Source organism: Paracidovorax avenae ATCC 19860, assembly GCF_000176855.2.
Classification (GTDB): domain Bacteria; phylum Pseudomonadota; class Gammaproteobacteria; order Burkholderiales; family Burkholderiaceae_C; genus Paracidovorax; species Paracidovorax avenae.
The window spans coordinates 4,258,848-4,285,414 of record NC_015138.1; the positions used below are offsets into that span (position 1 = coordinate 4,258,848).

Sequence of the window (26,567 nt, forward strand, 5' to 3'; positions counted from 1 at the left end):
GCCGAAGCCTCCGCAGATCCCGGGCCCCCATCCGGTCGATCCGTGTCCTGCCCTCCTTCTTCTGACTCACTCACTTGTTGATTCAATCACTCCGCCGCCCGCCGCAGTGTCTCCACCACCGGCCGCCGCAGCACTTCGCGCAGGCCCCACCACCCCGCAGCCAGGGCGAGTAGCGCACCCGCGAGGGCACCGGCCAGGGGCACCCAGGGGGAGGCGGTCCACTGGAAGTCGAACACGTAGCGCGCCAGGGCCCAGCCCACGGCGACGGCGACGGTACTGGCCAGGAAGCCCGCGAGCAGGCCGATGCCCGCCAGTTCGGCGCGCTGCACCTGGCGCAGCAGGCTGGCGCGGGCGCCGACGGCGCGCATGATGGCGAATTCGCGGGCGCGCTCTTCGCGCGTGGCGGTAACGGCCGCGAAGAGCACGACCAGGCCGGCGGCGAGCGTGAAGCCGAACAGGAATTCGACGGCCCGCACGACCTGCCCCAGCACGCGCTGCACCTGGGCCAGGGTGGCGCCCATGTCCACGTTGGTGATGTTGGGGAAGGCCTGCACCAGGCGGTTGTCGAAGCCGGGCGTGGCGGGTGCGCGGTAGGCCGCCAGGTAGGTGACGGGCAGCTCGGGCGGCATGCGGTCGGTGGTGTACATGACGAAGAAGTTGGCGCGCAGGGAGCTCCAGTCCACCTTGCGCAGGCTCGTGATGCGCGCCTCGCTGGCCACGCCGGCGATGTCGAAGCGCAGGGTGTCGCCCAGCTTCAGGCCCAGGGTTTCGGCGATGCCGTCCTCCACGCTGATCTCGCCGGCAGCGCCCTCCGTCCAGCGGCCGGCCACGACAGTGTTGTGCTCCGGCGCCTTCACGGCGTTGGAGAGGTTGAATTCGCGGTCCACGAGGCGCCTGGCGCGGTCGTCGGTGTAGTCCTGCGGGCCCACTTCGCGGCCATTGATGGCGACGAGGCGGCCGCGGATCATGGGGAACCAGTCGTAGCGGCGCACGCCCGCGTCGCGCAGCGCGGCCTGGAAGGCGTCGGCCTGGTCGGGCATGACGTTGATGACGAAGCGGTCGGGCGCGTCGGCCGGGGTGGCGCGCTGCCAGCTGTCGATGAGGTCGGTGCGCAGCAGCACGAGCAGCACCAGGGCGAGCAGGCCCACGGCCAGGCTGCTGACCTGCACCACGGCATAGACGGGCCGGGCGGCGATCTGGCGCGTGGCCAGCACCAGCCAGCGCGGCGCCGTGGCCTCGTTGACGCTGGCGCGCAGCACCCTGACGGCCACCCAGCCGAGCAGCGCGAACAGCACCACCGCGCCCGCGAAGCCGCCCACGGCGATGAGGCCGAGCTTGCGGTCGCTGCTCACGGCCAGCAGCAGCGCCGCGAAGCCGGCCACGCCCACGCCGAGCACGGCGAGCGATGCGGGCTTGAGGGCGCCCAGGTCGCGCCGGATGACGCGCAGCGGCGGCACGCGGGCCAGTTGCAGCACGGGCGGCAGGCCGAAGGCCATCATCAGGGTGAGCCCCATGCCGAAGCCGAAGGCCACGGGCCAGGGGCTGGGGGCGGGCAAGGTGGCCTCGACGAGGCCGGCGAGCAGCAGCACGAACACATGGTGCACCGCGTAGCCCAGGGCCACGCCCACGGCGCTGGCGAAGAGGCCCACCAGCGCGAACTCCACCACGTAGCCGCCCGCGATGCCGCGCTGGCTCTGCCCCAGCACGCGCAGCAGCGCGGCGGCATCCAGATGGTCGCTGGCGAAGCCGCGTGCGGCCAGGGCGACGGCCACGGCGGAGAGCAGCGCGGCCAGCAGGGCCACCAGGCTGAGGAACTTGCGGGCGCGGTCGAGCGTCTGGCGCATTTCCGGGCGGCCGCTGTCTAGCGACTCCACCCGCACGCCATGGACGCCGGGCGCCTGCACGGCCTCGGCGGCCCAGGCGGTGTATTGCTGCACGGCGGCCGGCGCGTCGCCGGCCACGGCGAAGCGGTAAGTGAGCCGGCTGGCCGGCTGCACGAGGCCGCTGGCGGGCAGGTCGGCAGCGTTCACCATGGCGCGCGGCGCGAAGCTCATGAAGCCGGCCCCGCGGTCGGGCTCGATGGCGATGGTGCGAGCGATACGCAGGCGCGCATCGCCCAGCAGCAGTGGATCGCCCAGCTTCAGGCCCAGGGACTCCAGCAGCGCGGGATCGACCCAGACCTCGCCGCGCGCCGGGATGTCACGGGTGGCCGCCGCAGGCGCACCCGGTGCATCGGTGGTCTGCAGGCTGCCGCGCAGCGGATAACCGGGCTCCACGCTCTTGAGGGCCACGAGCCGGCTGGCGCCGCCCTGGGCATCGTCCGCCCGTCCCATGGTGGGAAAACCGATGGTGGTCACGCCGCGCAGGCCCAGGGCGCGCGCCTTGTCGATGAAGGCCTCGGGCGTGGGCTGGTCGCTGGCGATGACCACGTCGCCGCCCAGCAGTTGCAGCGCGTCCCGCTCCAGCCCGCCCTGCAGGCGGTCGGAGAAGAACCCCACGGAGGTGAGGGCCGCGACGGCCAGGGCCACGGCGACGGTGAGCAGGCGCAGGCCGCCCGCGCGCAGGTCGCGCCGGAGCATGCGCCAGCCCAGCTGGATGAAGGGCGGCAGGGAGGTCATGGGCGGCTACCTTAGCGCAAACGCGGCAGCCCTCCGCTGCGCCGGGGCACCCGGCCGCACGGTGCACTGCGCGCCCGTACGGGCACCAGGGGCCACGGCAGCCGGTGCGCCGGTCAGGCGCCGCCGATGCCGACGGTCACCCGGCCGGTGCCGGCGCATTCGGTGCAGGGCGCGCCTTCGCGCCGGCCCGTGCCGCCGCAGGCGGGGCAGAGGTTCTCGCCCGTGCCGGGCGTGCCGGGCGCGGCTTCGTCGCCCGGCGCCAGCGGGGGCGTGGCCGGGCGCGGATCGCGCCCGCCCTGCCCTGCGGGCTGGTCGGATGCGCCCGGCTGCGGCGCCGCGCCGGCCGGGCCGCTGGCCTGCGGCGTCTCGTTGTCGAACGCCGCGCCCGGGTCTTCCTCGCCCGCGACGGAAATGCCGAAGGACAGCGGATCGCGGCCGGGCTGGCCGCCCGGCGGCTGCGGGCTGGAAGGGGACGGCGTGGGGGAACCGGAAGATGGGGATGCCATAAGGAATGTGCCTCCTGAAGGGAAAGGCGGGCCGGGGCGCCAACGCGGCGCCGCAGCCCGTCTCCGGGTCAGGCAATCCGCATGCCCGGGCACCGCGCCAGCGGTGCGACCGGCCTGTGCTGCGCCGTTCAGGAGTCGGTGCTGGCGGTGTAGCGCACCGCGCGGGGTGGGCGGCACAAGCCCCAGAGCGCGATGCCGGCCTGGGCCGCCAGATCCACGGCCAGGGAGGTGGGCGCGGAGACGGTGGCGAGCAAGGGGATGTCGAGCCGGGCGCATTTGCGCACCAGTTCGTAGCTGGCGCGGCTGGACATCACGACGAAGCCGTCCTCGCCGGAGCGCCCCTGCAGGGCGAGGCGGCCGATGAGCTTGTCGAGCGCGTTGTGGCGCCCCACGTCTTCCAGCAGGTCCGTCAGTTCGCCGTCCGGCGTGGCCCAGGCCGCCGCGTGCAGGGCGCCCGCGGCGGCGTTCAGCACCTGCAGGGCCGGCATGGCGGCCACCGCGCGCAGCACCACGCCGGCCGGCAGCGCCGCCGCCCAGGGGCGGGCGCGGACGCGTTCGGGCACGAGGTCCAGCGCCTGCAGGCTGTCGATGCCGCACAGGCCGCAACCCGTGCGGCCCGCCAGCGCCCGGCGCCGTTCCTTGAGGCGCGCGAAGCAGCGCGTGGCGATCTCCAGGTGCACCTCGCAGGCCACACCACTGCCGCCGGCCTGCGGGCCGCTGCGCGCGAACACCTCGATGCCGCGGCAGTCCGCGGGCGTGTCGATCAGCCCCTCGCTGAGCGCGAAACCCAGGGCGAAGGCCTGCAGGTCCGAGGGCGTGGCCATCATGACGGCATGCGAGAGGCCGTTGAAGACCAGGGCGACGGGCACTTCCGACGCCACGGCATCGTCCTGCCAGGCCAGGGCATCCGCCGGCGGGGCCCCGGCAGCGGCCGGCGTGTCGCCGGACACCCCGGCATGGCGCTGCACGGGGCGCGCCACCACGGGCTCCGGCACGGGCGCGGCAGGCGCTTCATCGTCGCCCGGTGCGTCCGGCCCACTTGCAGCGGCCGACATGGCACAGGCATCGCCCACCCCATGGGCCACCCTGCTGGCCGCCCGCACGCGCCCGGCCTCGGTGAGGTGGGCCAGCCAGCGGTCGCCGTCCTGGGCCACGCGCACCCATCCGGGCCCCGGCGTGCCGCCCAGCACGGCGTCGCCGAGCAGGTGCAGGCGGCGCAGCACGGCGCTGCCGGGCTGTCCCAGGCGCTTGGCAAGGCGCGGCAGGGACACACCCTGCGGCGCATCGAGTTCGGCGAGCGCCGCGAGCAGCGCGGCGGTGAAATCGTCGTCCGGAACGGTCAAGGCGGGCTCAGACGGCGGCAGGCGCCACTTCGGCGGACGGGCCCTCGGCCGTGGCCCCGGCCACCGCGGCGCTGGGCACCAGCACGACGGGGATGGACTTGGAGGTCGGCGTGCCCGCGTTCAACGCCACGGACGACAGCGGCACCAGCGGGTTCGTCTCTGGGTAGTAGGCGGCGAGGTTGCCGCGCGGGATGTCGTAGCCCACCAGCTTGAAGCGGTCGGCGCGCCGCTCCTGCCCGTCGCTCCACACGGTCTGGATATCGACCCAGTCGCCGTCCTTCAGGCCCAGCGCGCGGATGTCCTCGGGGTGGATGAAGACCACGCGGCGCTGGCCATAGACGCCCCGGTAGCGGTCGTCGTGGCCGTAGATGGTGGTGTTGTACTGGTCGTGCGAGCGCGTGGTGAGCAGCGTGAACACCACGGTGTCGCGGGTGCGGGCGCGGGCCTGGTGCACGGGAGTGTCCTGCGGCACCGGGTGGGCCACGAAGACGGCCTTGTGCGCCTCGGTGTTCCAGATGCGCTCGCTGGCCGTGTTGCGCAGGCGAAAGCCCCCCGGCACGGCGATGCGCTGGTTGAAGTCCTTGAAGTCGGCGAACACCTGCTCGATCTTGTCGCGGATGCGGGCGTAGTCCTCGATGAGCCAGAGCCACGGAACGCGGCTGCGCGCCCCCAGCGTGGCCGCGGCCAGCCGCGCGACGATGGCGGGCTCGGACAGCAGGTGCTCCGAGGCCGGCGGATTGATGCCCACGGAGATGTGCACCATGCTCATGGAGTCCTCCACCGTCACGCCCTGCGGGCCGGCGGCCTGCATGTCGATCTCGGTGCGGCCCAGGCAGGGCAGGATCAGCGCCTCGCGCCCGTGCACGATGTGGCTGCGGTTGAGCTTGGTGGTCACGTGCACCGTGAGGTCGCAGCGCTGCAGTGCCTTCCAGGTCTCGTAGGTATCCGGGGTGGCCGCGGCGAAATTGCCGCCCAGCGCGAAGAAGACGCGCGCCTTGCCGTCCAGCATGGCCTGGATGGCCTCCACCGTGTCCACGCCGGGCTCGCGCGGCGGCTCGAAGCCGAAGACTTCCTGCAGGCGGTCCAGCAGCGCGGCCGGGGGCTTTTCCCAGATGCCCATGGTGCGGTCGCCCTGCACGTTGCTGTGGCCCCGCACGGGGCACGGCCCTGCGCCGGGGCGGCCGATGTTGCCGCGCAGCAGCAGCCAGTTGACGATCATCTGGATCGTCGCCACGGAATGCATGTGCTGGGTGATGCCCATGCCCCAGCAGGCGATGACGCTGCGGGCCTGGCGATAGACCTCGGCAGCGGCGCGGATCTGCGCCTCGAACAGGCCCGACTCCTGCTCGATGAGCGCCCAGGATTCGGCCCGCAGGTCCGCCAGCAGCGCCTCGATGCCGGTGGTGTGCTCCCGGATGAAGGCATGGTCCAGCACGCCGCCCTCGCGGTCCTCGACCTCCACCAAGTGCTTCATCATGCCCTTGACCACGGCCAGGTCGCCCCCCACGCGCACCTGGAAGTAATGCGTGCTGATCGGCGTGGAGCCCAGGGTGGCCATCTCCATCTTGCTCTGCGGGTCGGCGAAGCGCTCCAGGCCGCGCTCGCGCAGCGGGTTGAAACTCACGATCTGCGCGCCGCGCTTGTGGGCCTCGCGCAGCTCGCCCAGCATGCGCGGGTGGTTGGTGCCGGGGTTCTGGCCGAAGATGAAGATCGCGTCGGCCTGCTCGAAGTCCTGCAGCGTGACCGTGCCCTTGCCCACGCCGATCTGCGGGCGCATGGCGCTGCCGCTGGGCTCGTGGCACATGTTGGAGCAGTCGGGAAAATTGTTCGTGCCGTATTCACGCACGAAGAGCTGGTAGAGGAAGGCGGCCTCGTTGCTGGCCCGGCCGGAGGTGTAGAAGATGGCCTGGTCGGGGTCGGGCAGCGCGTTCAGGTGCCGGGCGATGAGCGCGAAGGCGTCGTCCCAGGCGATCGGCACGTAGCGGTCGCTCGCGGCGTCGTACACCATGGGGTGCGTGAGGCGGCCCTGGTCTTCCAGCCAGAAGTCGCTCTGCGCGGCCAGTTCGGCCACCGTGTGCCGCGCGAACAGCTCCGGGCCTGCGCGGCGCGCCGTGGCTTCGGCCGCCACGGCCTTGGCGCCGTTCTCGCAGAACTCGAAAGTGGAGGCATGGTTGCGGTCCGGCCAGGCGCAGCCGGGGCAGTCGAAGCCGTCGGGCTGGTTGGCCGAGAGCAGCGTCTTGGCGCCCTTGAGGGGGATGTCCTGCCGCAGCAGGGTGTTCTTCACGCTGTTGAGCGCGCCCCAGCCTCCCGCCGGGCCCTTGTAGAACTCGATTTTCTGTTCGCTCATCGTGGTCTCCTTGGAACGGAATCATCGCGGATGGATGCAGCACGGCCGCCCGCATCGCGCCGGACGCACGGCCCACAGGCTACGCCGCAGGCCCAGGCCCTTGCAGGCGCCGGGTTATCGCGGCGCGGCCCATGGCCGCCGGCAGGGCAACGGGAGCGCGCGGTCATGCGGGGGTCCTGAATTTCGCGGCCGCGTCGGCCAGCCCCGCCGCCTGCTCGCGCATGCGCAATGCCGCCGCGGCGGCCTGCTCGACCAGGGCCGCATTCTGCTGGGTCATCTGCTCGATGCGGCCCACGCTGTCATGGATGCCTTCGATGCCCTGGCTCTGCTCGCTGCTGGCCGCGGCGATGCCCTCGATGAGCCGGGTCACGTCGCCGATCGATCCCGCGATGCCCTGCATGGATGCGCGGGCTGCATCCACGAGGCCGCTGCCGCCGTCCGCCCGCTCCACCGACGCCGCGATCAGCGTTCGGATTTCCCGCGCGGAGCCGGCCGAGCGCTGCGCGAGCGCGCGCACCTCCGCCGCCACCACCGCGAAACCGCGGCCCTGCTCGCCCGCGCGCGCCGCCTCGACGGCCGCGTTGAGCGCGAGGATGTTGGTCTGGAAGGCGATGCCGTCGATGATGCCGATGATGTCCTGGATGCGGTGGGCATCCTCCCGCATCCCGGCCATGGTCTGCACGACACGCTCCACCGCCTCGCCGCTCTGCGCCGAGGCCTGCGAGACTTCGCCCATGAGGCCGTTCACCTGCCGGGCATGCTCGGCGTTCTGCGCCACGGTGGCCGTAAGCCGCTGCAGTGCCGAAGCCGCGGCGTTCAGCTCGCCTGCCTGCCGCTCGGTGCGCGAAGCCAGGTCGCCGTTGCCTTCGGCAATCTCGCGCGTGGCCACGCGCAACGATTCAGCCCCCTGGCGCACCTGCGTGACCAGGCCGGTGAGGCCCACGCCGATGCCGTTGATGGCCTGCAGCATCTGGCCCACCTCGTCCCGGCGATCGACGTGCATCTGCGTGGTGAGGTCGCCCGCGGCAACGCGCCGGGCCGCGGAGCAGCCCTCGGCCACGGGCCGGGTGATACCGCGCCGCGCGAGGACGTACACCACGGCGGCGACGACCGGCGGCAGGGCCACCGAGACCGCGAGCCAGGCCAGCTGCAGGGGCGGCAGCAGCGCCCAGGCCACGGCGCCGATCGCGTACTGCGCGACCACCACCGACAACGCCAGCCGCGCCGCCGCGCCCAGCGCGGGCATGCCGCTCACGTCCAGCCCGACATAGAGCACGCCCACGACCTGGCCTGCCGCATCGCGGACCGGGTCGTAGCGGGTGAGGTTCTGCCGGCCGAACACCGTGGCGTAGCCGGCATACGGGCGCCCCGCGGCAAGGGCGCGGTAGGCGGGGTGGGAGCGGTCCAGCAGCGTGCCCACGGCCCGCTCGCCGTCCTGCTTGCGCACCGACGTGGCGATGCGCACGAAGTCGTCGCCCTGGCGGGCGAACACGGTGCCGCGCACGCCGGTCTGCCCGGTGAAGCGGTCGATGGCCGCGAAGTCGCCGTTCAGGACGCGGCCGCCGCAGCGCAGCACGGGCGGCTGGCCCGCGGGAGCGGGCTGCAGGTCGAAGCCGCCCTGGTGGACCGCGGCGAAGGCCCGCGCCGCCGCGCGGATCCGCCGGGCGAGGCTTCGGGGCAGCATGCCGGCTTCCTCGCCTTCAATGGAAGAACTTGGCCGCGCTCACCAGGGTCTTGTAGATGCCCCAGGCCAGCGGGATGCCCACGGCGGCCCAGGCGAAGGCGACCAGCGCCGGGCTGGTGGTGCCGCCACCCGCGCCCGCGCCGGTGCCGACCTCGGCCGCGACGGCCTTCTCGTGGGCCAGTTTCTTCTCGTGGGCCAGTTCCTCGTCGCTCATGAACCACTTGGCCGCCAGCGGGCGCACCATCAGGTTGGCGATCAGGCCGATCACCAGCATGCCCACGAGGATGTACATGGTCTGGTTGTAGACCTGCTCGCGCGGGATGCCCAGGCCGAGCTGGTATTCGCGCATGTAGTTCACTACGACCGGGCCCAGGATGCCGGCGGTGGCCCAGGCGGTGAGCAGGCGGCCGTGGATGGCGCCCACGAACTGCGTGCCGAACAGGTCGGCCAGGTAGGCGGGCACCGTGGCGAAGCCGCCGCCGTACATGGAGAGGATGATGCAGAACGCGCCCACGAACAGCAGCTTGCTGCCCGCGCTGGCGGAGCCCGGGATGCTCGCGTAGAGCAGGCCGCCCAGAACGAAGAACACCACGTAGGTCATCTTGCGGCCGAGCTTGTCGGAAAGGCTGGCCCAGAAGAAGCGGCCGCCGATGTTGAACAGCGACAGCAGCGCCGTGAAGCCGCCGGCCACGGCGGCGATGGCGGCGAGCTGGCCCTTGTCGAGTTCGCCGAACTTCGCGGGCACGTTGATGAGCGAGCCGCCGAAGACTTCCTGCAGCATGGGCGAGGCCATGCCGATCACGCCGATGCCCGCGCTCACGTTCATGCACAGCACGATCCACACGAGCCAGAACTGCGGGATGCCCCAGACGCGCTTCACGTGCACGTGGCGCTGCGTGATCATCGCGTTGGCGGAGGGCGGCGGGGGCGTCCAGCCTTCCGGCTTCCAGCCCGTGGGCGGCACGCGGTAGCCGAGCGCACCGGCCATCATGAACACGAAATAGACGAGTGCCATCACCACGAAGGTCTGCATCACGCCGACGTCCGTGGGCGTGGAGAAGGTCTTCATCAGTTCCACCGCCAGGGGCGAGCCGATCATCGCGCCGCCGCCGAAGCCCATGATGGCCATGCCGGTCGCCATGCCGCGGCGGTCGGGGAACCACTTGATGAGGGTGGACACCGGCGAGATGTAGCCCAGGCCCAGCCCGATGCCCCCGATCACGCCGGAGCCGAGGATCATGAGCCAGAACTGGTGCAGATAAATGCCCAGCGCCGACAGCAGCATGCCGCCGCACCAGCACAGGGCCGAAACCACGCCGGCCTTGCGCGGGCCGGCGCGCTCCAGCCAGCCGCCCCAGATGGCCGCCGAGCAGCCCAGGAACACGAAGAAGAGCGTGTACATCCAGCCCAGGGTGGCCACGCGCCAGTCGCAGCCGGTGGCGAACAGCTCGGCGAAGAAGCTCATGTCCTTCGGGCAGGCCGTCGCGCCCGTGCCGGCGGTGGACAGCGCCTTGGAGAGCGGCAGCCAGAACACCGAGAAGCCGTAGGCCATGCCGATGCACAGGTGGATGGCCAGCGCGGCCGGCGGCACCAGCCACCGGTTGAAACCCGGTCCCGCGATGATCCGCTCCTTGTCCAGAAAACCTGGTCGTGTATCCGCCATGCCCGCTCCTTAACGCAAGGTTGTTGTATTCCGCTTGATGAAAAATCCGGAAACAGTTACCGGATGCGCGGAGTTTCAACGCTGCGGTTGACGCGCGTCAATAGATCAAGTCAGCAAAAGCAATTGACTTTTTCTACTGAACGGGCGATCAACGAAGGGGCTTGCGCGGTGCCGCCGGAGCGGCACCATCGGCTCAGGTGTCCTTGCTGACCGCGATGGTGGGGAACTTCGAGGAAAAGTCCTTGGCCTGGGTCGCGATCTTCGCGGCCACCTCGCGCGCCACCCGGCGGTAGATGTTCGCCACCTCGCCAGCGGGCTCCGCCACCACGGTGGGGGTGCCGCTGTCGGCCTGCAGGCGGATCTGCAGGTCCAACGGCAGGGCGCCCAGGTAGGCCATGCCGTTCTCCTCGGCCATGCGGCGGCCGCCACCCTCGCCGAAGATGTGCTCGACATGCCCGCACTGGCTGCAGACATGGACGGCCATGTTCTCCACCACCCCCAGTATGGGCACGCCCACTTTCTCGAACATCCTGATGCCCTTGCGGGCGTCGAGCAGCGCGATGTCCTGCGGCGTGGTCACGATCACGGCGCCCGTGAGGGGCACGCGCTGCGAGAGCGTGAGCTGGATGTCACCGGTGCCGGGGGGCATGTCCACGACGAGGTAATCCAGGTCCTGCCAGTTCGTCTGCCGCAGCAGTTGCTCCAGCGCCTGCGTGGCCATGGGCCCGCGCCAGATCATGGCCTGGTCGGGCTCCACCAGGAAGCCGATGGACATCACCTGCACGCCATGGTTGCGCAGCGGCTCCATGGTCTTGCCGTCGGCGCTCTCGGGCCGGTCCGCGATGCCCAGCATCATCGGCTGGCTGGGGCCGTAGATGTCGGCATCGAGCACGCCCACGCGCGCGCCCTCGGATGCCAGCGCGAGCGCGAGGTTGGCAGCCGTGGTGCTCTTGCCCACCCCGCCCTTGCCCGAGGCGACGGCGATGATGTTGCGCGCCTGCGGCAGCACCTGCACGCCGCGCTGGACCGCATGCGCGACGATGCGCGTGGCGATGGTGGCGGACACCCGCTCCACGCCCTCCACGGTGCGCGCCGCGGCCTCCAGCTCGCCCGCCAGGGCGGCTTCCAGGCTGCGGGCCGGGTATCCCAGTTCCACGGTGAAGGACACGGCGCCGCCCTCGATGCGCAGGTCGCGCAGCGCGCGCGTGGAAACGAAATCCTTGCCCGTGTGCGGATCGCGTACGCTCGCGAGCGCCGCGAGTAGCGCCTGTTCAGTCACTGCCATATCGGTAAATCTCCTTGGGGCCGGGTAGTCTATTCCCTGCCCTCCACCCTCGCGCGGCGCAGGACAATGCCGCGGTTTTTCGTTTTTTTGCTTTTGAGGATTGCCGTTCCGTGAAACTGAAGATGGCCCCCAACTCGCTTTTCGCCATCCTGCTGCGCTCGCCGTGGTGGGTGAGCTTCCTCGCGGCGGGCGCCATCGCCCTGGCCTGCGGGGCGCTGCTGCCGGCGCACGTGGCGCCGTTCGCGGCCGTGGGCGTGCTGCCCCTGGTCGGCGTGGGCAGCATGGCGGCCTGGCGGCAATGGAACGCACCCAGTGCCGCACGCCTGCAGGAAGCGCTGGACGAGGCCGGCGCCCTGCCCTGGCGCACGCTCGCGGACCGGCTCGAGCGTGCCTGGCTGGCAGAGGGCTACACCGTCCAGCGGCTGGCCGGTGGCGCGGCGGACTTCCGCCTCGACAAGGGCGGGCATGCCGTGCTGGTGGGCGCCCGCCGCTGGAAGGCCGGCACCCACGGCGTGGAGCCCCTGCGCGAACTGCAGGCCGCGGTGCAGGCGCAGGATGGCGCCTCGGGCGCCTACCTCGCGCCCCTGGGCGCCGTGAGCGATGCGGCCCGGGATTTCGCGCGCAGCCACGGGCTGGACATCCTGGACGGCCCCGCCGTGGCCGCGCTGCTGCTCAAGGCCCCGGCCGGCACGGGCCGCTGAAGCGGCCGCCCCTCCCATGGCAGCCGCGCCGTCCCGAGCCACCGCGCAGCGCCCGGCCGGCCTCGTGCTCACGGGCGGCGGCGCACGCGCGGCCTACCAGGTGGGCGTGCTGGAGGCCATCTCCGACCTGCGCAAGGCCTGCGGCGCGGGGCGCGAGCCCAACCCTTTTCCCATCATCACCGGCACGTCCGCCGGGGCCATCAACGCCGCCGCCCTGGCCTGCGGGGCGGACCATTTCGACCGGGCGGTGCGGCGCATCGCGCACGTGTGGAGCGGCTTCCACGCGCAGCAGGTCTATCGCGCGGACTCGCTGAGCGTGATGCGCAGCGGAGCGCGCTGGCTCACTTTGCTCTCGCTGGGCTGGGCGCTGGCCCGCTGGCGGCGGATGCGACCGCGCTCGCTGCTGGACAACGCCCCCCTGGCGGAGCTGCTCTCCCGCCTGGTGCCGCTCTCGCGCCTGCCGCGCCTGGTCCGCGCGGGGCACGTGCAGGCGCTGGCCGTCACGGCATCCAGCTACACCTCGGGCGAGCACATCACCTTCTTCGAAGCCGCCGATTCGCTCGCGCCCTGGCAGCGGCAGCAGCGCCGCGCGGCACGGGGCCGCATCACCCATGACCACCTGCTGGCCTCGTCGGCGATCCCGTTCGTCTTTCCGGCCACCGCGCTGGAGCTGGACGGGCGGACCCAGTTCTTCGGCGACGGCTCCATGCGCCAGTCCGCGCCGATCGCTCCGGCCATCCACCTGGGCGCCGGCCGCGTGCTGGTGATCGGCGCGGGCCGCATGCACGAGCCGGCCGGCGACCTGTCCGCGGAGACCGTGCCGGCCTACCCGACGCTCGCCCAGGTGGCGGGGCATGCGCTGTCCAACATCTTCCTGGATGCCCTGGCGGTGGACGTGGAGCGCGCACAGCGCATCAACCAGACCCTGGCGCTGATCCCGCCCGAGGCGCGGGCGCTGAGCCCGCTGCGGCCGCTGGAACTGCTGGTGATCGCCCCGTCGCAGCGGCTGGATGCGCTGGCGGCCCGCCACGTGGGCGACCTGCCCGCACCCGTGCGCACCCTGCTGGGCGCCCTGGGCGTGACCGCCAACGAGCGGGACGTGCGCGGCGCCGCGCTGGCGAGCTACCTGCTGTTCGAGCCCGGGTACACGCGCGAACTCATGGCGCTCGGCCGGCAGGACGCGCTCGCGCGCCGCGCCGAGATCTGCCGCTTTTTCGGCTGGCACGACGCGGGCCAGCCGGTCCGGGCCCCGGCGCGGCAGCCTTCCCGCTGAAAGCGAAAACGTCCGACATTCAGGGTTTACACCGATGGCTCCGGCGTACCTAGAATGACCTGACCGCAACTTCCAGGGAGTTCCTGGCGATGGGCATTTTTGGTTCCTCCAAGGCGAAATCGGTGGCCGACCTCCTGGTCGAGACCCTGGCGCACGCCGGCGTGCAACGCATCTGGGGCGTCACCGGCGACAGCCTGAACGCCATCAACGACAGCCTGCGCCGGCACGGCGGCATCGAATGGATGCATGTGCGCCACGAGGAGGCCGGCGCCTTCGCCGCGGGTGCCGAGGCCCAGGTCACGGGGCGGCTCGCGGTGTGCGCAGGCAGCTGCGGGCCGGGCAACCTGCACCTGATCAACGGGCTCTACGACTGCCAGCGCAACCACCAGCCCGTGCTGGCCATTGCCAGCCACATCCCCGGCAGCGAGATCGGCCTGGGGTACTTCCAGGAAACCCACCCGACCGAGCTGTTCCGTGAATGCAGCCATTTCTGCGAGATGGTGCAGGACCCGAAACAGTTGCCCGAGGTGCTGCACCGCGCGATGCGCACGGCCATCGGCCGCCACGGCGTGGCCGTGATCGTGCTGCCCGGCGACGTGTCCACCCTCGACGCGCCCGAGGGCGCCCGGCCGGATTTCGCGCCGCCGGCCGCGCCCCGCATGCTTCCGGACGAGGCAGCGCTCTCGGAACTTGCCGCGCTGCTGAACGGCTCCGACGCCGTGACCATCCTGGCCGGTGCCGGCACGGCCGGAGCGCACGACGAGGTCGTGGCCCTGGCGAGGGCCCTGGCCGCGCCCATCGTGCATGCCTTCCGCGGCAAGGAGCACATGGAGTGGGACAACCCGTTCGACGTCGGAATGACCGGGCTGATCGGCTTCTCGTCCGGCTACCACGCGATGCGCGAGTGCGACACGCTGCTCATGCTGGGCACGGACTTCCCCTACCGCGACTTCTATCCGGACGATGCGGCCATCGTGCAGATCGACCGCGATCCCGGCGCGCTGGGCCGGCGCGCGCAACTGCGCCTGGGGCTGGTGGCCGACGTGCGCGAGGCTGCTGCCCTGCTGGCCCCGCTCATCGAGCCGGGCCGCGACACCGGTTTTCTCGACAAGGCACGCGAGCACTACCAGGCGGCGCGCAAGGAGCTGGACGCGCTCGCGTCGCCGCGCGCCGGCGACGAACCGCTGCACCCGCAGTTCGTGGCGGCCACGCTCGACCGGCTGGCGGCCGACGATGCAGTATTCACCTTCGATGTCGGCACGCCCGCGATCTGGGCCGCCCGCTACCTGCGCATGAACGGCCGGCGCCGGCTGCTCGGCTCCTTCAACCACGGCTCGATGGCCAACGCGATGCCGCAGGCCCTGGGCGCGCAGGCGGTGCGACCCGACCGCCAGGTGGTGTCGATCTCCGGCGACGGCGGCCTCGCGATGCTGATGGGCGACATGCTCACGGCAGTGCAGATGAAGCTGCCGATCAAGATCGTGCTCATCAACAACGGCGTGCTCGGCTTCGTGCAGATGGAGCAGAAGGCCTCGGGCTACCTGGACACCAACGTCGCGCTGCAGAACCCGGATTTCAGCGCCATCGCGAACGGCATGGGCTTTCTGGGCCTGCGCGTCGCCCGCTCGGACGAACTCGAGCCCGCCCTGGTGCGGGCGCTGGCCCACGACGGCCCCGCCCTGGTGGACGTACGGGTGGACCCGATGGAGCTGTCGATGCCGCCGAAGATCCGGGCCGCACAGGTCAAGGGCTTCAGCCTGTACGCCGCGCGGGCGGTGATGAACGGCCGGGGCGACGAGATCGTCGAGCTGGCGAAAACCAACCTGCTGCGCCGCAGGTGACGGCGGCCGGCGCGGCGCCGGACCGGGGAGGCTCTTAAAATCATCCGTTGCGCCCGGAGCCCTCCGCCCGGGCCGCACTCCCCTCAGAAAGCCCGCTCCCGATGCCCGCACGCAAGATCTTCGTCACCACCGCCCTGCCGTATGCCAACGGCAACTTCCACATCGGCCACATCATGGAATACATCCAGGCCGACATCTGGGTGCGGTTCCAGCGCATGCAGGGCGCCGAGGTGAACTTCGTCGGCGCGGACGACACGCACGGCGCGCCGATCATGATCGCCGCCGAGAAGGCCGGCAAGACGCCGCAGCAGTTCGTGGCCGACATCGCCGCCGGCCGCAAGCCCTACCTGGAGGGCTTCCACATCCGCTTCGACAACTGGCACAGCACGGACGCGCCCGAGAACCACGAACTCGCCCGCCAGATCTACCGCGACCTGCAGGCCGCGGGCCTGATCGAGACGCGCACCATCGAGCAGTTCTTCGACCCCGAGAAGAACATGTTCCTGCCGGACCGCTTCATCAAGGGTGAATGCCCGCGCTGCCACGCCAGGGACCAGTATGGCGACAACTGCGAGAACTGCGGCGCGGTGTACGCCCCCACCGACCTGATCGAGCCCTATTCGGCCCTCTCCGGCGCCAAGCCGGTGCTGAAAAGCTCCGACCATTTCTTCTTCCAGCTCTCCGACCCGCGCTGCGTGGCCTTCCTGCAGGAATGGACGCAGGACGGCCGCCTGCAGCCCGAAGTGGCCAACAAGGTCAAGGAATGGTTCTCGGTGCGCACCAACCCCGACGGCACCACCAGCGAAGGCCTGGGCGACTGGGACATCAGCCGCGACGCGCCCTACTTCGGCATCGAGATCCCGGACGCACCGGGCAAGTACTTCTACGTCTGGCTGGACGCGCCCGTGGGCTACCTCGCCTCGCTCAAGAACCTGCTGGAAAAGCGCGGCCAGAGCTACGACGACTACGTGGCCGATCCGCAGCTGGAGCAGTACCACTTCATCGGCAAGGACATCGTCACCTTCCACACGCTGTTCTGGCCCGCGATGCTGAAGTTCAGCGGCCGCAAGACGCCGGATGCGGTCTTCGTGCACGGTTTCCTCACCGTGAACAACGGCGAGAAGATGAGCAAGAGCCGCGGCACGGGACTCGACCCGCTGAAGTACCTGGGCCTGGGAATGAACGCCGAATGGCTGCGCTACTACCTCGCGGCCAAGCTCAACGGCCGCAACGAGGACATCGACTTCAATGCCGAGGATTTCATGGCGCGGGTCAACAGCGACCTGATCGGCAAGTTCGTGAACATCGCGAGCCGTGCCGCCGGCTTCCTCACCAAGCGCTTCGGCGGCCGGCTCGGCACGCCCGATGCCGACGGCGCGGCACTGCTGGAGGCCCTGCGCGCCCAGGCCGGCGCCATCGCCGAGGCGTATGAGCGGCGCGACACCGCCCGCGCCGTGCGCGAGACCATGCTGCTGGCCGACCGCGTGAATGAATACGTGGACGCACGCAAGCCCTGGGAACTCGCCAAGCAGGAAGGCCAGGAAGCCGCGCTGCAGGCCGCCTGCACCACCTGCATCGAGGCCTTCCGCCTGCTCACGCTCTACCTCAAGCCCGTGCTGCCGGCCCTGGCGGCGCAGGTGGAAGCGTTCCTGAACGTCCAGCCGCTCACCTTCGCCGATGCGCCCGCCCTGCTGGGCGAAGGCCACGCCATCGGGGCCTACCAGCACCTGATGCAGCGCGTGGACATCAAGCAGCTCGAGGCGCTGTTCGAGGCCCCGGCCGCCGCTGCCACACCCGCAGCGTCCGCTGCCGCCGATGCCGGAGCGGATGCACCGGGCGGCGAGGCCATCGCCCCCACCATCACCATCGACGATTTCGCGAAGATCGACCTGCGCATCGCACTGATCGTGAACTGCGAGCCGGTCGAGGGCTCCACCAAGCTGCTGCGCCTCACGCTCGACGTGGGCGAAGGCCGCCACCGCAACGTCTTTTCCGGCATCGCGAGCGCCTACCGCCCCGAGGAACTCGTGGGCAAACTGACGGTGATGGTCGCCAACCTCGCGCCGCGCAAGATGAAGTTCGGCGTCTCCGAGGGCATGGTGCTTGCCGCCAGCCACGGCGACGAGAAGGCGCATCCGGGCATCCATGTGCTGAACCCGTGGCCTGGGGCTACGCCGGGCATGCGGGTGCGGTGATTGAGAGCGGCTGACACGGTCCATTTGGGCGTCATCGTCGCATCCCGCCTCCTTTCAGGCGAAAGATGAAGACGCCGATATGCACTCAATGCGGCATATCGCGTTTGCAGCCTGCCTGGGAGCCTTCCAGGTAACTGCGGCTGCCGCAGACCAGGCTGTTTCAGGCGTTTTCGAGGGAACTGGCAGGGCCTGCTCCGGCATCTTGAAGGTTCAAAAGAAAACCCTTGAATGGCGCTCGGCTTTCAGTTCATGCCATTCGACGCGATACGAAGTATTGGAGAAAAGCCAAGGCCCCCGTCCAGAACGCATAGCTCTCCACTTCGAGAAATTGAACGACCAATGCCGCTACTCAGTGATCGAAATGGAGCGCAGGGGGAGCTACCAATGGAACGTGACGGCCTATCCATCGTTGAAGGGATTCAACAACAGGAAATCGCCTGACCGGAGCGACTCCTCATTGCCGGAAGAGCAAACACTATCATGTCCGATGGTCGGCCCCCGTTGAGACCTATGGGGGCCGCTGCGGGCGGCGCTTTGCGCCACGGTTTACTGACACGAAAAGAAAGGGCCGCAATGCGTGCTGCTTCGCGCTTTTTGCGCGCCCTGACGCGGCCGTTCGCTCTGGCAGTCTGCCTGTCCGCGCTCGCCGGCTGCACCGTGGTGAGCGTGGCCACCACGGCCGTCGGCGTCACCGCGAGCGCCGTCGGGCTGGCAGCCGACGCCGCCATCGGCACGGTGAAGATCGTCGGCAAGGGCGTGGGCATGGCGGCGGATGCCGTCACGGGTGGCGACTCCGACAACAGCGGCATCCATATCCGCGAGTCGATCCGTCCGGCCCCGGTGCAGGCCGCACCCGCACCGCCATACCCTGCCGCGCCCTACTCCCCCACGTAGCGCCCCGGCCGGTGGCTGATCCAGAGGAACACGCTCATCACCACCGCCGCCAGCACCGAATAACCCACGCGCTCGGGCGGCACCACGAAAAGGGCCAGCGCCAGCACGGTGCAGTCGATCGCCATCTGCACCTTGCCCGCACGGATACCGTGCCGGTTCTGCAGGTACAGCGCGACGATGGTGGCCCCGCCCAGGCTCGACTTGTGCCGCGCAAGGAACAGGCAGCCCGTGCCCAGCAGCAGGCCACCCAGCACCGCCGCAAACAGGGGATCGAGGTAGTCCACGTGCATCACGTGCGGAAACATTTCGGTGAGCAGCGACAGCAGGGCCACGCTCAGGAAGGTCTTGAGGGTGAACTCCCGCCCCATGCGCGTCCAGGCGAACCAGTAGAAGGGCAGGTTGACGGCGAAGAACAGCTTGCCGAAGGACACGTCCGTCAGGTAATGCAGCAGGAACGCGATGCCGGCCGTACTGCCGATGAGCAGCCCGGCCTGCCCGAACAGCATCAGGGCCATGGCCACGAACAGGGTGCCAGCGACCAGCGCCTGGACATCCTCGTAGCGGCCATGCCGCAGCGAAGGAACGGGAACCGGAATGGGATCGGGCGGCGTGGATGGCATGGCAGGCAGCAGCGGCGGGAGGTGCAGGGGGAAGGTACAGAAGCCATGCAAGCGGCGGGCCAGAGGCCAGCGGCGGCACCTCCACCGCGCAGGCTCAGCGGCCGTCCTGCAGCTCGGCCGTGCTGCCGCTGCGCAGCACGCGGCCGCGGAGGTCGAAGGTCACGCTGAACACCATGGGCTGGTTGCCGCCGTCGTTCCAGCGCCAGTCCCAGACGGTCTCGCCCTTGCGTTCGAACGTCATCATTTTCGCCGGCTTGCCGAGGCTGCGGCGCACCTCCTCCATGAGCATGCCGGGAACGATGGTCTCGAACACGTGGGGGGCCAGTACCTGGCGCAGCGCGCTCATGCGGCCATCGGGGCCGATGGTGATCATGTAGTTCTGGTGCCCGGCGGGCTGGCGGTTGTATTCGAGCGTGCGCGCGCCGCCGGGCTCGTCCCAGATGCGCTCGGGCTCGCCGAAGCGGGCGCGCACGTCGGCCTCGGTCGAGACGCCCTCTTCCAGTTCGCTGATGCGCTGGGGGTCGCAGGCGGCAAGCAGCCAGAGCGCCGCGCCGCCCGCGGCGGCGACGGCCAGCGCGCGGCGGCGTGCGGGGGAGGCAGGCCCGGGAAGGCCGGGCAGGGTCAGGGAATGGAGGGAGGATGCAGGGGACAGGGCAAGCGTCATCGATAAAGGGGGAAAAGCGGGCGCGCGCCAGGCGCGGAATGCAGGGGGGACGTGCGGCCCCGGCCGCCGGAGCGGCCGGGAACGCCAGCCGGAAATGGTAGCCGCGTCCGGCCCCGGTAAAATCTCCGGTTGTTACAAAGACTTCGATCCGCCTGCCATGTCCTTCTTCCGCCGCCCCGACTACCAGTCCGACGCCACCCAGTTCATCCAGAAGCTCAAGTCCGACCGGCCCGAACTCGACGCCCAGCAGGTGGCGGGCCGCGCCCTGCTGTGGGACAAGCAGGTGGACCGCGACATCTGGGAGGAATACGACGAAGCCCGCGTCGCCCAGAAGCCCTACGTGTACCAGACCCAGGGCTGACCGCACAGCCCATGGACCGGCCGGCATGCCGTCGATCGGCGGGCGGCCCGCCCCATCCGGATGAATGCAGCGCATGAGCGCCGACACCATGGACGCCCCGCCGCACGCCGGTGACGCCGCGCAGGACGCCGCCGGCGGTGCGGCCGGCGACGCCGTGGCGCGGCTCTACGGAGAGCCCCTGTTCGCCCTGCCGCAGGACCTCTACATCCCGCCCGATGCGCTGGAAGTGTTCCTGGAGGCCTTCGAGGGCCCGCTGGACCTGCTGCTCTACCTCATCCGCAAGCAGAATTTCAACATCCTCGACATCCCGATGCTGGATGTCACGCGGCAGTACCTCGGCTACGTGGACGAGATCCGCAGCCGCAACCTGGAACTGGCGGCCGAGTACCTGCTGATGGCGGCGATGCTCATCGAGATCAAGTCGCGCATGCTGCTGCCGCCCAAGAAGCAGGAAGGCGCCCAGGAGCCGGAAGACCCGCGCGCCGAACTGGTGCGCCGGCTGCTGGAATACGAGCAGATCAAGCTCGCGGCGGCCAACCTGGGCAGGGCCCCGCAGTACGGCCGTGACTTCCTGCGCGCGCAGGTCCACATCGAGCAGAGCCTGGTGCAGCGGTTTCCCGACGTGCACGTGGCCGAACTGCAGGAAGCCTGGCGCGACATCCTCAAGCGCGCGAAACTCGTGCAGCACCACCGCATCACCCGCGAGGAACTGAGCGTGCGCGAGTACATGAGCGCCGTACTCAAGACACTGCAGGGCCGGCGCTTCGTCGAGTTCGAGGAACTGTTCGATCCCTCCAAGGGCTCCACGGTGCTCGTGGTGACCTTCATCGCCCTGCTGGAGCTGGGCAAGGAAACACTGATCGAGATCACCCAGGCGGAAGCCTTCGCGCCCATCTACGTGCGCCTGGCCTACACCCCGGTGTGAACCGCCGCCGCGGCACCGCCCTCCGGCGGACAGCGGCCCCATCCGACTTCCATCCCTTCCGAACCGCATGGCCTCCTTCGATTACGACGTACTCATCATCGGCAGCGGCCTGGCGGGCCTGTCCACCGCGCTGCATCTCGCCCCCACGCACCGCGTGGCCGTGCTCACGAAGCGGGGACTGGCCGACGGCGCCAGCGGCTGGGCGCAGGGCGGCATCGCCGCCGTGCTGGCCGAGGGCGACACCTTCGATGCCCACGTGCAGGACACGCTCGTGGCGGGCGCGGGACTGTGCGACCTCGCCGCCACGCGCGCCGTGGTCGAAGGCGCGCCGCAGGCCATCCAGTGGCTGCAGACCCTGGGCGTGCCGTTCTCCGAGGAAGCGCCGGGCCGGCTGCACCTGACGCGCGAAGGCGGCCACGGCGCGCGGCGCATCGTGCATGCCACCGATGCCACCGGCGCGGCCGTGCAGCGCACCCTGCTGGACACAGTGCGCGCCACGCCCGGCATCACCCTGCTGGAAGAGCACACGCTGGTGGACCTGATCACCGCCCGCAAGCTCGGCCTGCCCGGCCCGCAGCGCTGCCTGGGGCTCTACGCGTTCGACGAGGCCACCGACACCGTGCACACCTTCCGCGCGCCGCACACCGTGCTGGCGACGGGGGGCGCGGGCAAGGTGTACCTCTACACCAGCAACCCGGACACGGCCACGGGCGACGGCATCGCCGCCGCATGGCGTGCGGGCTGCCGGGTGCAGAACATGGAGTTCATCCAGTTCCACCCCACCTGCCTCTACCACCCGCAGGCCAAGTCGTTCCTGATCAGCGAAGCGGTGCGCGGCGAGGGCGGCCGGCTGCTGCGGCCCGACGGCACGCGCTTCATGCCGGCGCACGACGAACGCGCCGAACTCGCTCCGCGCGACGTGGTCGCCCGGGCCATCGACTTCGAGATGAAGACCCACGGGCTCGACTGCGTGCACCTGGACATCTCGCACCAGAGCCCGGAATTCCTGCAGGCGCACTTCCCGACCATCCTCGCACGCTGCGCGGAACTGGGCATCGACCTCACGCGCCAGCCCATCCCCGTGGTGCCCGCCGCGCACTACACCTGCGGCGGCGTGCTCACCGACCTCGCGGGGCGCACCGACCTGGCGGGCCTGCATGCCATCGGCGAAACCGCCTGCACCGGCCTGCACGGCGCCAACCGACTGGCGAGCAATTCGCTGGTGGAGTGCATGGTGTTCGCGCGCGCCGCCGCCGATGCCATCCTCGCCGCGCCGCCCGTTTCCAGCCCGCCTCCGGCCCTGCCCGCCTGGGACGACAGCCGCGTGACCGATGCCGACGAGCGCGTGGTCATCTCGCACAACTGGGACGAACTGCGCCGCTTCATGTGGGACTACGTGGGCATCGTGCGCACCGACAAGCGCCTGGAGCGCGCCGCGCACCGCATCGCGCTGCTGCAGGCGGAAATCGCCGAGTTCTACGCGAACTTCCATGTCTGCCGCGACCTGCTGGAATTGCGCAACCTCGTGCAGGTGGCCGAGCTCATCGTGCGCTCGGCCCAGCAGCGGCGCGAGAGCCGCGGCCTGCACTACAGCCGCGACTGGCCCGCCATGGCCGCGCCCGCGGCCCCCACCCTCCTCGTGCCGCCGGTCCGCTGACCGGCGCCGGGCCCCTTTTTTCTTTCCTGCAGACGCATGGTCAGAGACGACACTTCCCTCGCCGCCCGCAGCATCGCCAGCGTGTGGCATCCCTGCACCCAGATGAAGCGCCACGAGGCCGATCCGCCCGTGGCCATCGCCCGTGCGGCCGGCCCCTGGCTGGAAGGAGACGACGGCCGCCGCTACCTGGACGGCATCAGTTCGTGGTGGGTCAACCTTTTCGGCCACGGACATCCGCACATCCGCGAGGCCATCGCCGACCAGCTGGCGCGGCTGGACCACGTGATGCTCGCGGGCTTCACGCACGCGCCAGTGGTGGAGCTCTCCGAGCGCCTGGCCGCGCTCACCGGGCTCGGCCATGCGTTCTATGGCAGCGACGGCTCGGCCGCGACGGAGATCGCGCTCAAGATGAGCGCGCATTTCTGGCGCAACCACGGCCGGCCCGGGAAATGCCGGTTCATCGGCCTGGCAGGCGGCTACCACGGCGAGACCGTGGGCGCGCTCGCGGTGACCGACATCGGCCTGTTCCGCGAAGCCTACGCCCCCCTCGTGCGCCTGGGCGCCACCGTGCCCAGCCCCGATGCGCGGGGCGCCGCGGCCGGAGAGGACGCCGCCGCCGTGGCGCGCCGCGCCGCCGCCGTGCTGCAGGACTGGCTGGAGGAGCACCATGCCACCACCGCCGCGCTCATCGTGGAGCCGCTGGTGCAGTGCGCCGCCGGCATGGCGATGCACGATGCCGAATACCTGCGGCAGGCCCGCACGCTGTGCGACCGCTACGGCGTGCACCTCGTCGTGGACGAGATCGCGACCGGCTTCGGCCGCACCGGCACGATGTTCGCGCACCAGCAGGCCGGCATCCGGCCGGACTTCATCTGCCTCTCCAAGGGCCTGACGGGCGGCACCCTGCCGCTGTCGGCCGTGCTCACCACCGATGCGGTGTATGCCGCGTTCTACGACGACGACGTGGCGCGCGGCTTCCTGCATTCGCACTCCTACACCGGCAACCCGCTCGCCTGCCGCGCGGCGCTGGCCACGCTCGATCTGTTCACCCAGACCGATGCGCTGGCGCACAACGCACGGCGCGCACCGCTCTTCCACGCGGCCTTCGCGCCGCTCTCGGCCCACCCGCGCGTGCGGCACGCGCGCCACCTCGGCATGCTCTGGGCCTGGGACGTGGAAGGCACGGCACCCGACTTCGCGCGCCGCTACCACCGCCACGCGATGGCGCGCGGCCTGCTGCTGCGGCCCATCGGCCGCACGCTCTACGCCATGCCGCCCTACGTGCTGGACGACGACGCCATCGCACACCTGGGCCGGCAGGCGCTCGCGGCGCTGGACGCCACGCTGGCCGAAGAGACCGGCGCCCCTGGCGCGGCTGCGGCCGCCGAAAGGAGCCTGCCATGATCGGCTGCTTCGTCACCGGCACCGACACCGGCGTGGGCAAGACGCTCGCCAGCGCCGGCCTGCTGCATGCGCTCGCGCGCCACCATGCGCGCGTGGTGGGCATGAAGGCCATCGCCGCGGGCGCGGAGCCCATCGGCCCCGGCGGCACGCTCGCCAACGAGGATGTGCTGGCCCTGCGCGCCGCCTCCACGGTCCAGGTGGCGCCCGCGCTGGACAATCCCGTGCTGCTGCCCGACCCGCTCTCGCCGCACATCGCCGCGCGGCGTGCGGGCACGCGCATCGATATCGCCGCCATCGTGCAGGCCTGCGGAGCACTCGCTGCGCAGGCCGATGCCGTCGTGGTGGAAGGTGCCGGCGGCTTCCACGTGCCGCTCTCGGACACCGAGACTGGCGCCGACCTGGCCCAGGCGCTCGGCCTGCCGGTGGTGCTCGTCGTGGGCCTGCGCCTGGGGTGCCTCAGCCACGCGGCACTCACGGCCGATGCCATCCGCGCGCGCGGATTGCCCCTGGCCGGCTGGATCGCCAGCCGCATCGACCCTGCCATGCTGGCGGCGGAGGACAATATCGCCTGGCTGCGGCAGCGCCTGCAGGCGCCCCTGCTCGCCGACATACCGCACCAGCGGCAGCCCGACCCGCGCGCCACGCCGTTCACGCTGCCCGATTCCTGGACCACGCCTTCCGCATGACGACCTTTCCCTTCGCTCCCTCCTGGCTCGACGAACTGCCCGCCCGCCTGGCGGAACTCGACGCCGTCCACCTGCGCCGCCGCCGGCGCGCGGTACGGCCGCTGCAGGGCGCGCACCTGGATGTGGACGGGCAGCCCATGCTGGCCTTCTGCAGCAATGACTACCTGGGGCTGGCCAGCCATCCCGAACTCGCCGACGCCGCCTGCGCGGGTGCACGGGAATTCGGCGTGGGATCGGGCGGCTCTCCGCTGGTGAGCGGCCACAGCCAGGCCAATGCCGCGCTCGAGGACGACCTCGCACGCTTCGTGCAGCTGCCCCGGGCGCTCTACTTCTACGCCGGCTACGCGACCAACATCGGCATCGTGCCGGCGCTGGTCGGCGCGGGCGACGCGCTGTTCTCGGATGCGCTCAACCACGCCTGCCTGATCGACGGGGCACGCCTTTCGCGCGCCACGATCCACCGCTACCCCCACGGCGACCTCGGGGCGCTAGAGGCCCAGCTTGCGGCCAGTCCCGCACGGCGCAAGCTCGTGGTCAGCGATGCCGTCTTCAGCATGGACGGCGACGTCGCAGACATCCGCACGCTGCATGCGCTCTGCGAGCGCCACGACGCCCTGCTGCTGCTCGACGATGCCCACGGCTTCGGCGTGCTAGGACCGCAGGGCCGCGGTGCCCTCGCCGAAGCGGGCCTGACCGGGCCGCGGGCGTCGCAGCGCGTGCTCTACATGGCCACGCTGGGCAAGGCGGCAGGCGCTGCCGGGGCCTTCGTGGCCGGCAGCGAGGTCCTCATCGAATGGCTGCTGCAGAAAACGCGCAGCTACATCTTCGCCACTGCCGCGCCCGCGCTGCTGGCGCGCACGCTCCAGGCCAGCCTCGGCCTCATCGAGCGCGGGGATGCGCTGCGCGCGCATCTCGACGCCCGCATCGCACAGCTGCGCGCGGGCCTCGCTCCCGTGCTGCAGGACACGCACTGGGAACTGGGCACGTCGCGCACTGCCGTCCAGGCGCTTGTGATCGGTGCCAACGACGAGGCGCTGGCCGCCATGGAAGCGCTGCGCGCGCGGGGCCTGTGGGTGCCCGCGATCCGGCCGCCGACGGTACCGGAGGGCACGGCGCGGCTGCGCATCGCCCTGTCTGCGGCCCACACCGAGGCGGACGTGGCACGGCTCGTGGATGCGCTGGCCGACATCGCCCCGACTGCCCGGTCCGTACTGCCCCAGGAGGCCGCCGCATGACCTACAGCGTCAAGGAAATCTTCTACACCCTGCAGGGCGAAGGCGGCCAGGCCGGCATGCCCGCCGTGTTCTGCCGCTTCGCCGGCTGCAACCTCTGGAGCGGCCGCGAAGAAGACAGGAGCAGCGCCATCTGCCGCTTCTGCGATACCGACTTCGTCGGCACCGATGGCACGCTGGGCGGCAAGTACGCGCAGGCCGATGCGCTGGCCGACGTGATCGCCGCGCAATGGCCGGCGCACGATGCCGACCACCGGCTGGTGGTGCTGACCGGCGGCGAGCCGCTGCTGCAGCTCGACACCCCGCTCATCGACGCGCTGCACGCCCGGGGCATGCGCATCGCGGTGGAAAGCAACGGCACCGTCGCCGCCCCGCCCGGCATCGACTGGCTCTGCGTGAGCCCCAAGGCGGGCGCGCCCTGGGTGCAGCGCGCAGGCCAGGAACTCAAGCTGGTCTGGCCGCAACCCGGCTTCGACCTCGCGGAACTCGAAAACGCGACCCGCTTCGAACATCGCTTCCTGCAGCCCATGGACGGGCCCGAGCAGGCCGCCAACACCAGCCTGTGCATCGCCGCCTGCATGGAGCGGCCCGCCTGGCGCCTGAGCCTGCAGACCCACAAACTCACGGGCATCCGCTGAAGCGGCGCCCCTTTCGCCTTCGTCTCCCGA

Annotated in this window: 21 protein-coding genes; 12 read left to right on the top strand and 9 right to left on the bottom strand. The window is 71.0% G+C overall.

Annotated features, from left to right (window positions below; genetic code table 11):
• Positions 1–86: 86 nt before the first annotated feature.
• The 7 genes from ACAV_RS18490 to apbC all read right to left on the bottom strand — a co-directional run bounded on the left by ACAV_RS18490 (position 87) and on the right by apbC (position 11,446).
• A complete protein-coding gene (locus ACAV_RS18490) occupies positions 87–2,618 on the bottom strand; it encodes an ABC transporter permease (protein WP_013596102.1) in 2,532 nt (843 codons plus the stop codon).
• Positions 2,619–2,731: 113 nt separating this feature from the next.
• Positions 2,732–3,124 carry a hypothetical protein gene (locus ACAV_RS18495; RefSeq protein WP_013596103.1) on the bottom strand — a complete coding sequence of 131 codons (393 nt, stop codon included), beginning with the start codon at positions 3,122–3,124 and terminating at the stop codon, positions 2,732–2,734.
• A 128-nt stretch (positions 3,125–3,252) separates the two neighbouring features.
• Positions 3,253–4,467, bottom strand: a complete 1,215-nt coding sequence (gene fdhD, locus ACAV_RS18500) for a formate dehydrogenase accessory sulfurtransferase FdhD (protein WP_013596104.1) — start codon at positions 4,465–4,467, stop codon at positions 3,253–3,255.
• Between the two features lie 7 nt (positions 4,468–4,474).
• Positions 4,475–6,814: an FdhF/YdeP family oxidoreductase gene (locus tag ACAV_RS18505; RefSeq protein ID WP_013596105.1), complete on the bottom strand. Its 2,340-nt coding sequence runs from the start codon at positions 6,812–6,814 to the stop codon at positions 4,475–4,477.
• Between the two features lie 163 nt (positions 6,815–6,977).
• Positions 6,978–8,498: a methyl-accepting chemotaxis protein gene (locus ACAV_RS18510; RefSeq protein WP_013596106.1), complete on the bottom strand. Its 1,521-nt coding sequence runs from the start codon at positions 8,496–8,498 to the stop codon at positions 6,978–6,980.
• 16 nt (positions 8,499–8,514) lie between these two features.
• Positions 8,515–10,161: an OFA family MFS transporter gene (locus tag ACAV_RS18515; protein WP_013596107.1), complete on the bottom strand. Its 1,647-nt coding sequence runs from the start codon at positions 10,159–10,161 to the stop codon at positions 8,515–8,517.
• A 193-nt stretch (positions 10,162–10,354) separates the two neighbouring features.
• Positions 10,355–11,446 (bottom strand): iron-sulfur cluster carrier protein ApbC, encoded by a 1,092-nt coding sequence (apbC, locus tag ACAV_RS18520; protein ID WP_013596108.1) that lies wholly within the window; start codon positions 11,444–11,446, stop codon positions 10,355–10,357.
• Positions 11,447–11,568: 122 nt separating this feature from the next.
• Between apbC and ACAV_RS18525 the strand changes: the two genes are divergently transcribed.
• From ACAV_RS18525 to ACAV_RS18545, 5 genes are all read left to right on the top strand, one after another.
• Positions 11,569–12,147 carry a restriction endonuclease gene (locus tag ACAV_RS18525; protein ID WP_013596109.1) on the top strand — a complete coding sequence of 193 codons (579 nt, stop codon included), beginning with the start codon at positions 11,569–11,571 and terminating at the stop codon, positions 12,145–12,147.
• Positions 12,148–12,163: 16 nt separating this feature from the next.
• The gene (locus ACAV_RS18530; RefSeq protein WP_013596110.1) at positions 12,164–13,420 is read left to right on the top strand and encodes a patatin-like phospholipase family protein; all 1,257 of its coding nucleotides are present in this window, start codon (positions 12,164–12,166) and stop codon (positions 13,418–13,420) included.
• Between the two features lie 89 nt (positions 13,421–13,509).
• Complete coding sequence (gene poxB, locus ACAV_RS18535; protein WP_013596111.1) at positions 13,510–15,261, top strand: ubiquinone-dependent pyruvate dehydrogenase; 1,752 nt, start codon at positions 13,510–13,512, stop codon at positions 15,259–15,261.
• A gap of 101 nt (positions 15,262–15,362) precedes the next feature.
• The gene (metG, locus tag ACAV_RS18540) at positions 15,363–17,456 is read left to right on the top strand and encodes a methionine--tRNA ligase (RefSeq protein WP_013596112.1); all 2,094 of its coding nucleotides are present in this window, start codon (positions 15,363–15,365) and stop codon (positions 17,454–17,456) included.
• Between the two features lie 573 nt (positions 17,457–18,029).
• Positions 18,030–18,350, top strand: coding sequence for a hypothetical protein (locus tag ACAV_RS18545; RefSeq protein ID WP_013596113.1), 321 nt, complete (start codon positions 18,030–18,032; stop codon positions 18,348–18,350).
• Here the strand turns inward: ACAV_RS18545 and ACAV_RS18550 are convergent.
• Together ACAV_RS18550 and ACAV_RS18555 are read right to left on the bottom strand one after the other, a co-directional pair.
• On the bottom strand, positions 18,335–18,970 hold the full coding sequence (locus tag ACAV_RS18550) for a YitT family protein (RefSeq protein WP_013596114.1): 636 nt from the start codon (positions 18,968–18,970) through the stop codon (positions 18,335–18,337). The two genes, ACAV_RS18545 and ACAV_RS18550, sit on opposite strands and share 16 nt — an antisense overlap.
• 94 nt (positions 18,971–19,064) lie before the next feature.
• Positions 19,065–19,634 (bottom strand): hypothetical protein, encoded by a 570-nt coding sequence (locus ACAV_RS18555; protein ID WP_013596115.1) that lies wholly within the window; start codon positions 19,632–19,634, stop codon positions 19,065–19,067.
• Between the two features lie 157 nt (positions 19,635–19,791).
• Between ACAV_RS18555 and ACAV_RS18560 the strand changes: the two genes are divergently transcribed.
• The 7 genes from ACAV_RS18560 (at position 19,792) to queE (ending at position 26,537) form a co-directional block, all read left to right on the top strand.
• Positions 19,792–19,995, top strand: coding sequence for a DUF3460 family protein (locus ACAV_RS18560; RefSeq protein WP_013596116.1), 204 nt, complete (start codon positions 19,792–19,794; stop codon positions 19,993–19,995).
• A gap of 73 nt (positions 19,996–20,068) precedes the next feature.
• On the top strand, positions 20,069–20,920 hold the full coding sequence (locus tag ACAV_RS18565; RefSeq protein ID WP_041829340.1) for a segregation and condensation protein A: 852 nt from the start codon (positions 20,069–20,071) through the stop codon (positions 20,918–20,920).
• Positions 20,921–20,987: 67 nt separating this feature from the next.
• On the top strand, positions 20,988–22,577 hold the full coding sequence (gene nadB, locus ACAV_RS18570) for an L-aspartate oxidase (RefSeq protein WP_013596118.1): 1,590 nt from the start codon (positions 20,988–20,990) through the stop codon (positions 22,575–22,577).
• 36 nt (positions 22,578–22,613) lie between these two features.
• Positions 22,614–23,981: an adenosylmethionine--8-amino-7-oxononanoate transaminase gene (gene bioA / locus ACAV_RS18575; RefSeq protein ID WP_013596119.1), complete on the top strand. Its 1,368-nt coding sequence runs from the start codon at positions 22,614–22,616 to the stop codon at positions 23,979–23,981.
• Positions 23,978–24,667, top strand: coding sequence for a dethiobiotin synthase (gene bioD, locus ACAV_RS18580; protein ID WP_013596120.1), 690 nt, complete (start codon positions 23,978–23,980; stop codon positions 24,665–24,667). The genes bioA and bioD overlap by 4 nt, the downstream gene beginning before the upstream one ends.
• Complete coding sequence (bioF, locus tag ACAV_RS18585) at positions 24,664–25,902, top strand: 8-amino-7-oxononanoate synthase (RefSeq protein WP_013596121.1); 1,239 nt, start codon at positions 24,664–24,666, stop codon at positions 25,900–25,902. Before bioD ends, bioF begins: the two co-directional genes overlap by 4 nt.
• Entirely contained in the window at positions 25,899–26,537 is a 639-nt protein-coding gene (gene queE / locus ACAV_RS18590; protein WP_013596122.1) for a 7-carboxy-7-deazaguanine synthase, read from the top strand. The genes bioF and queE overlap by 4 nt, the downstream gene beginning before the upstream one ends.
• The last annotated feature ends 30 nt before the right edge of the window (positions 26,538–26,567 follow it).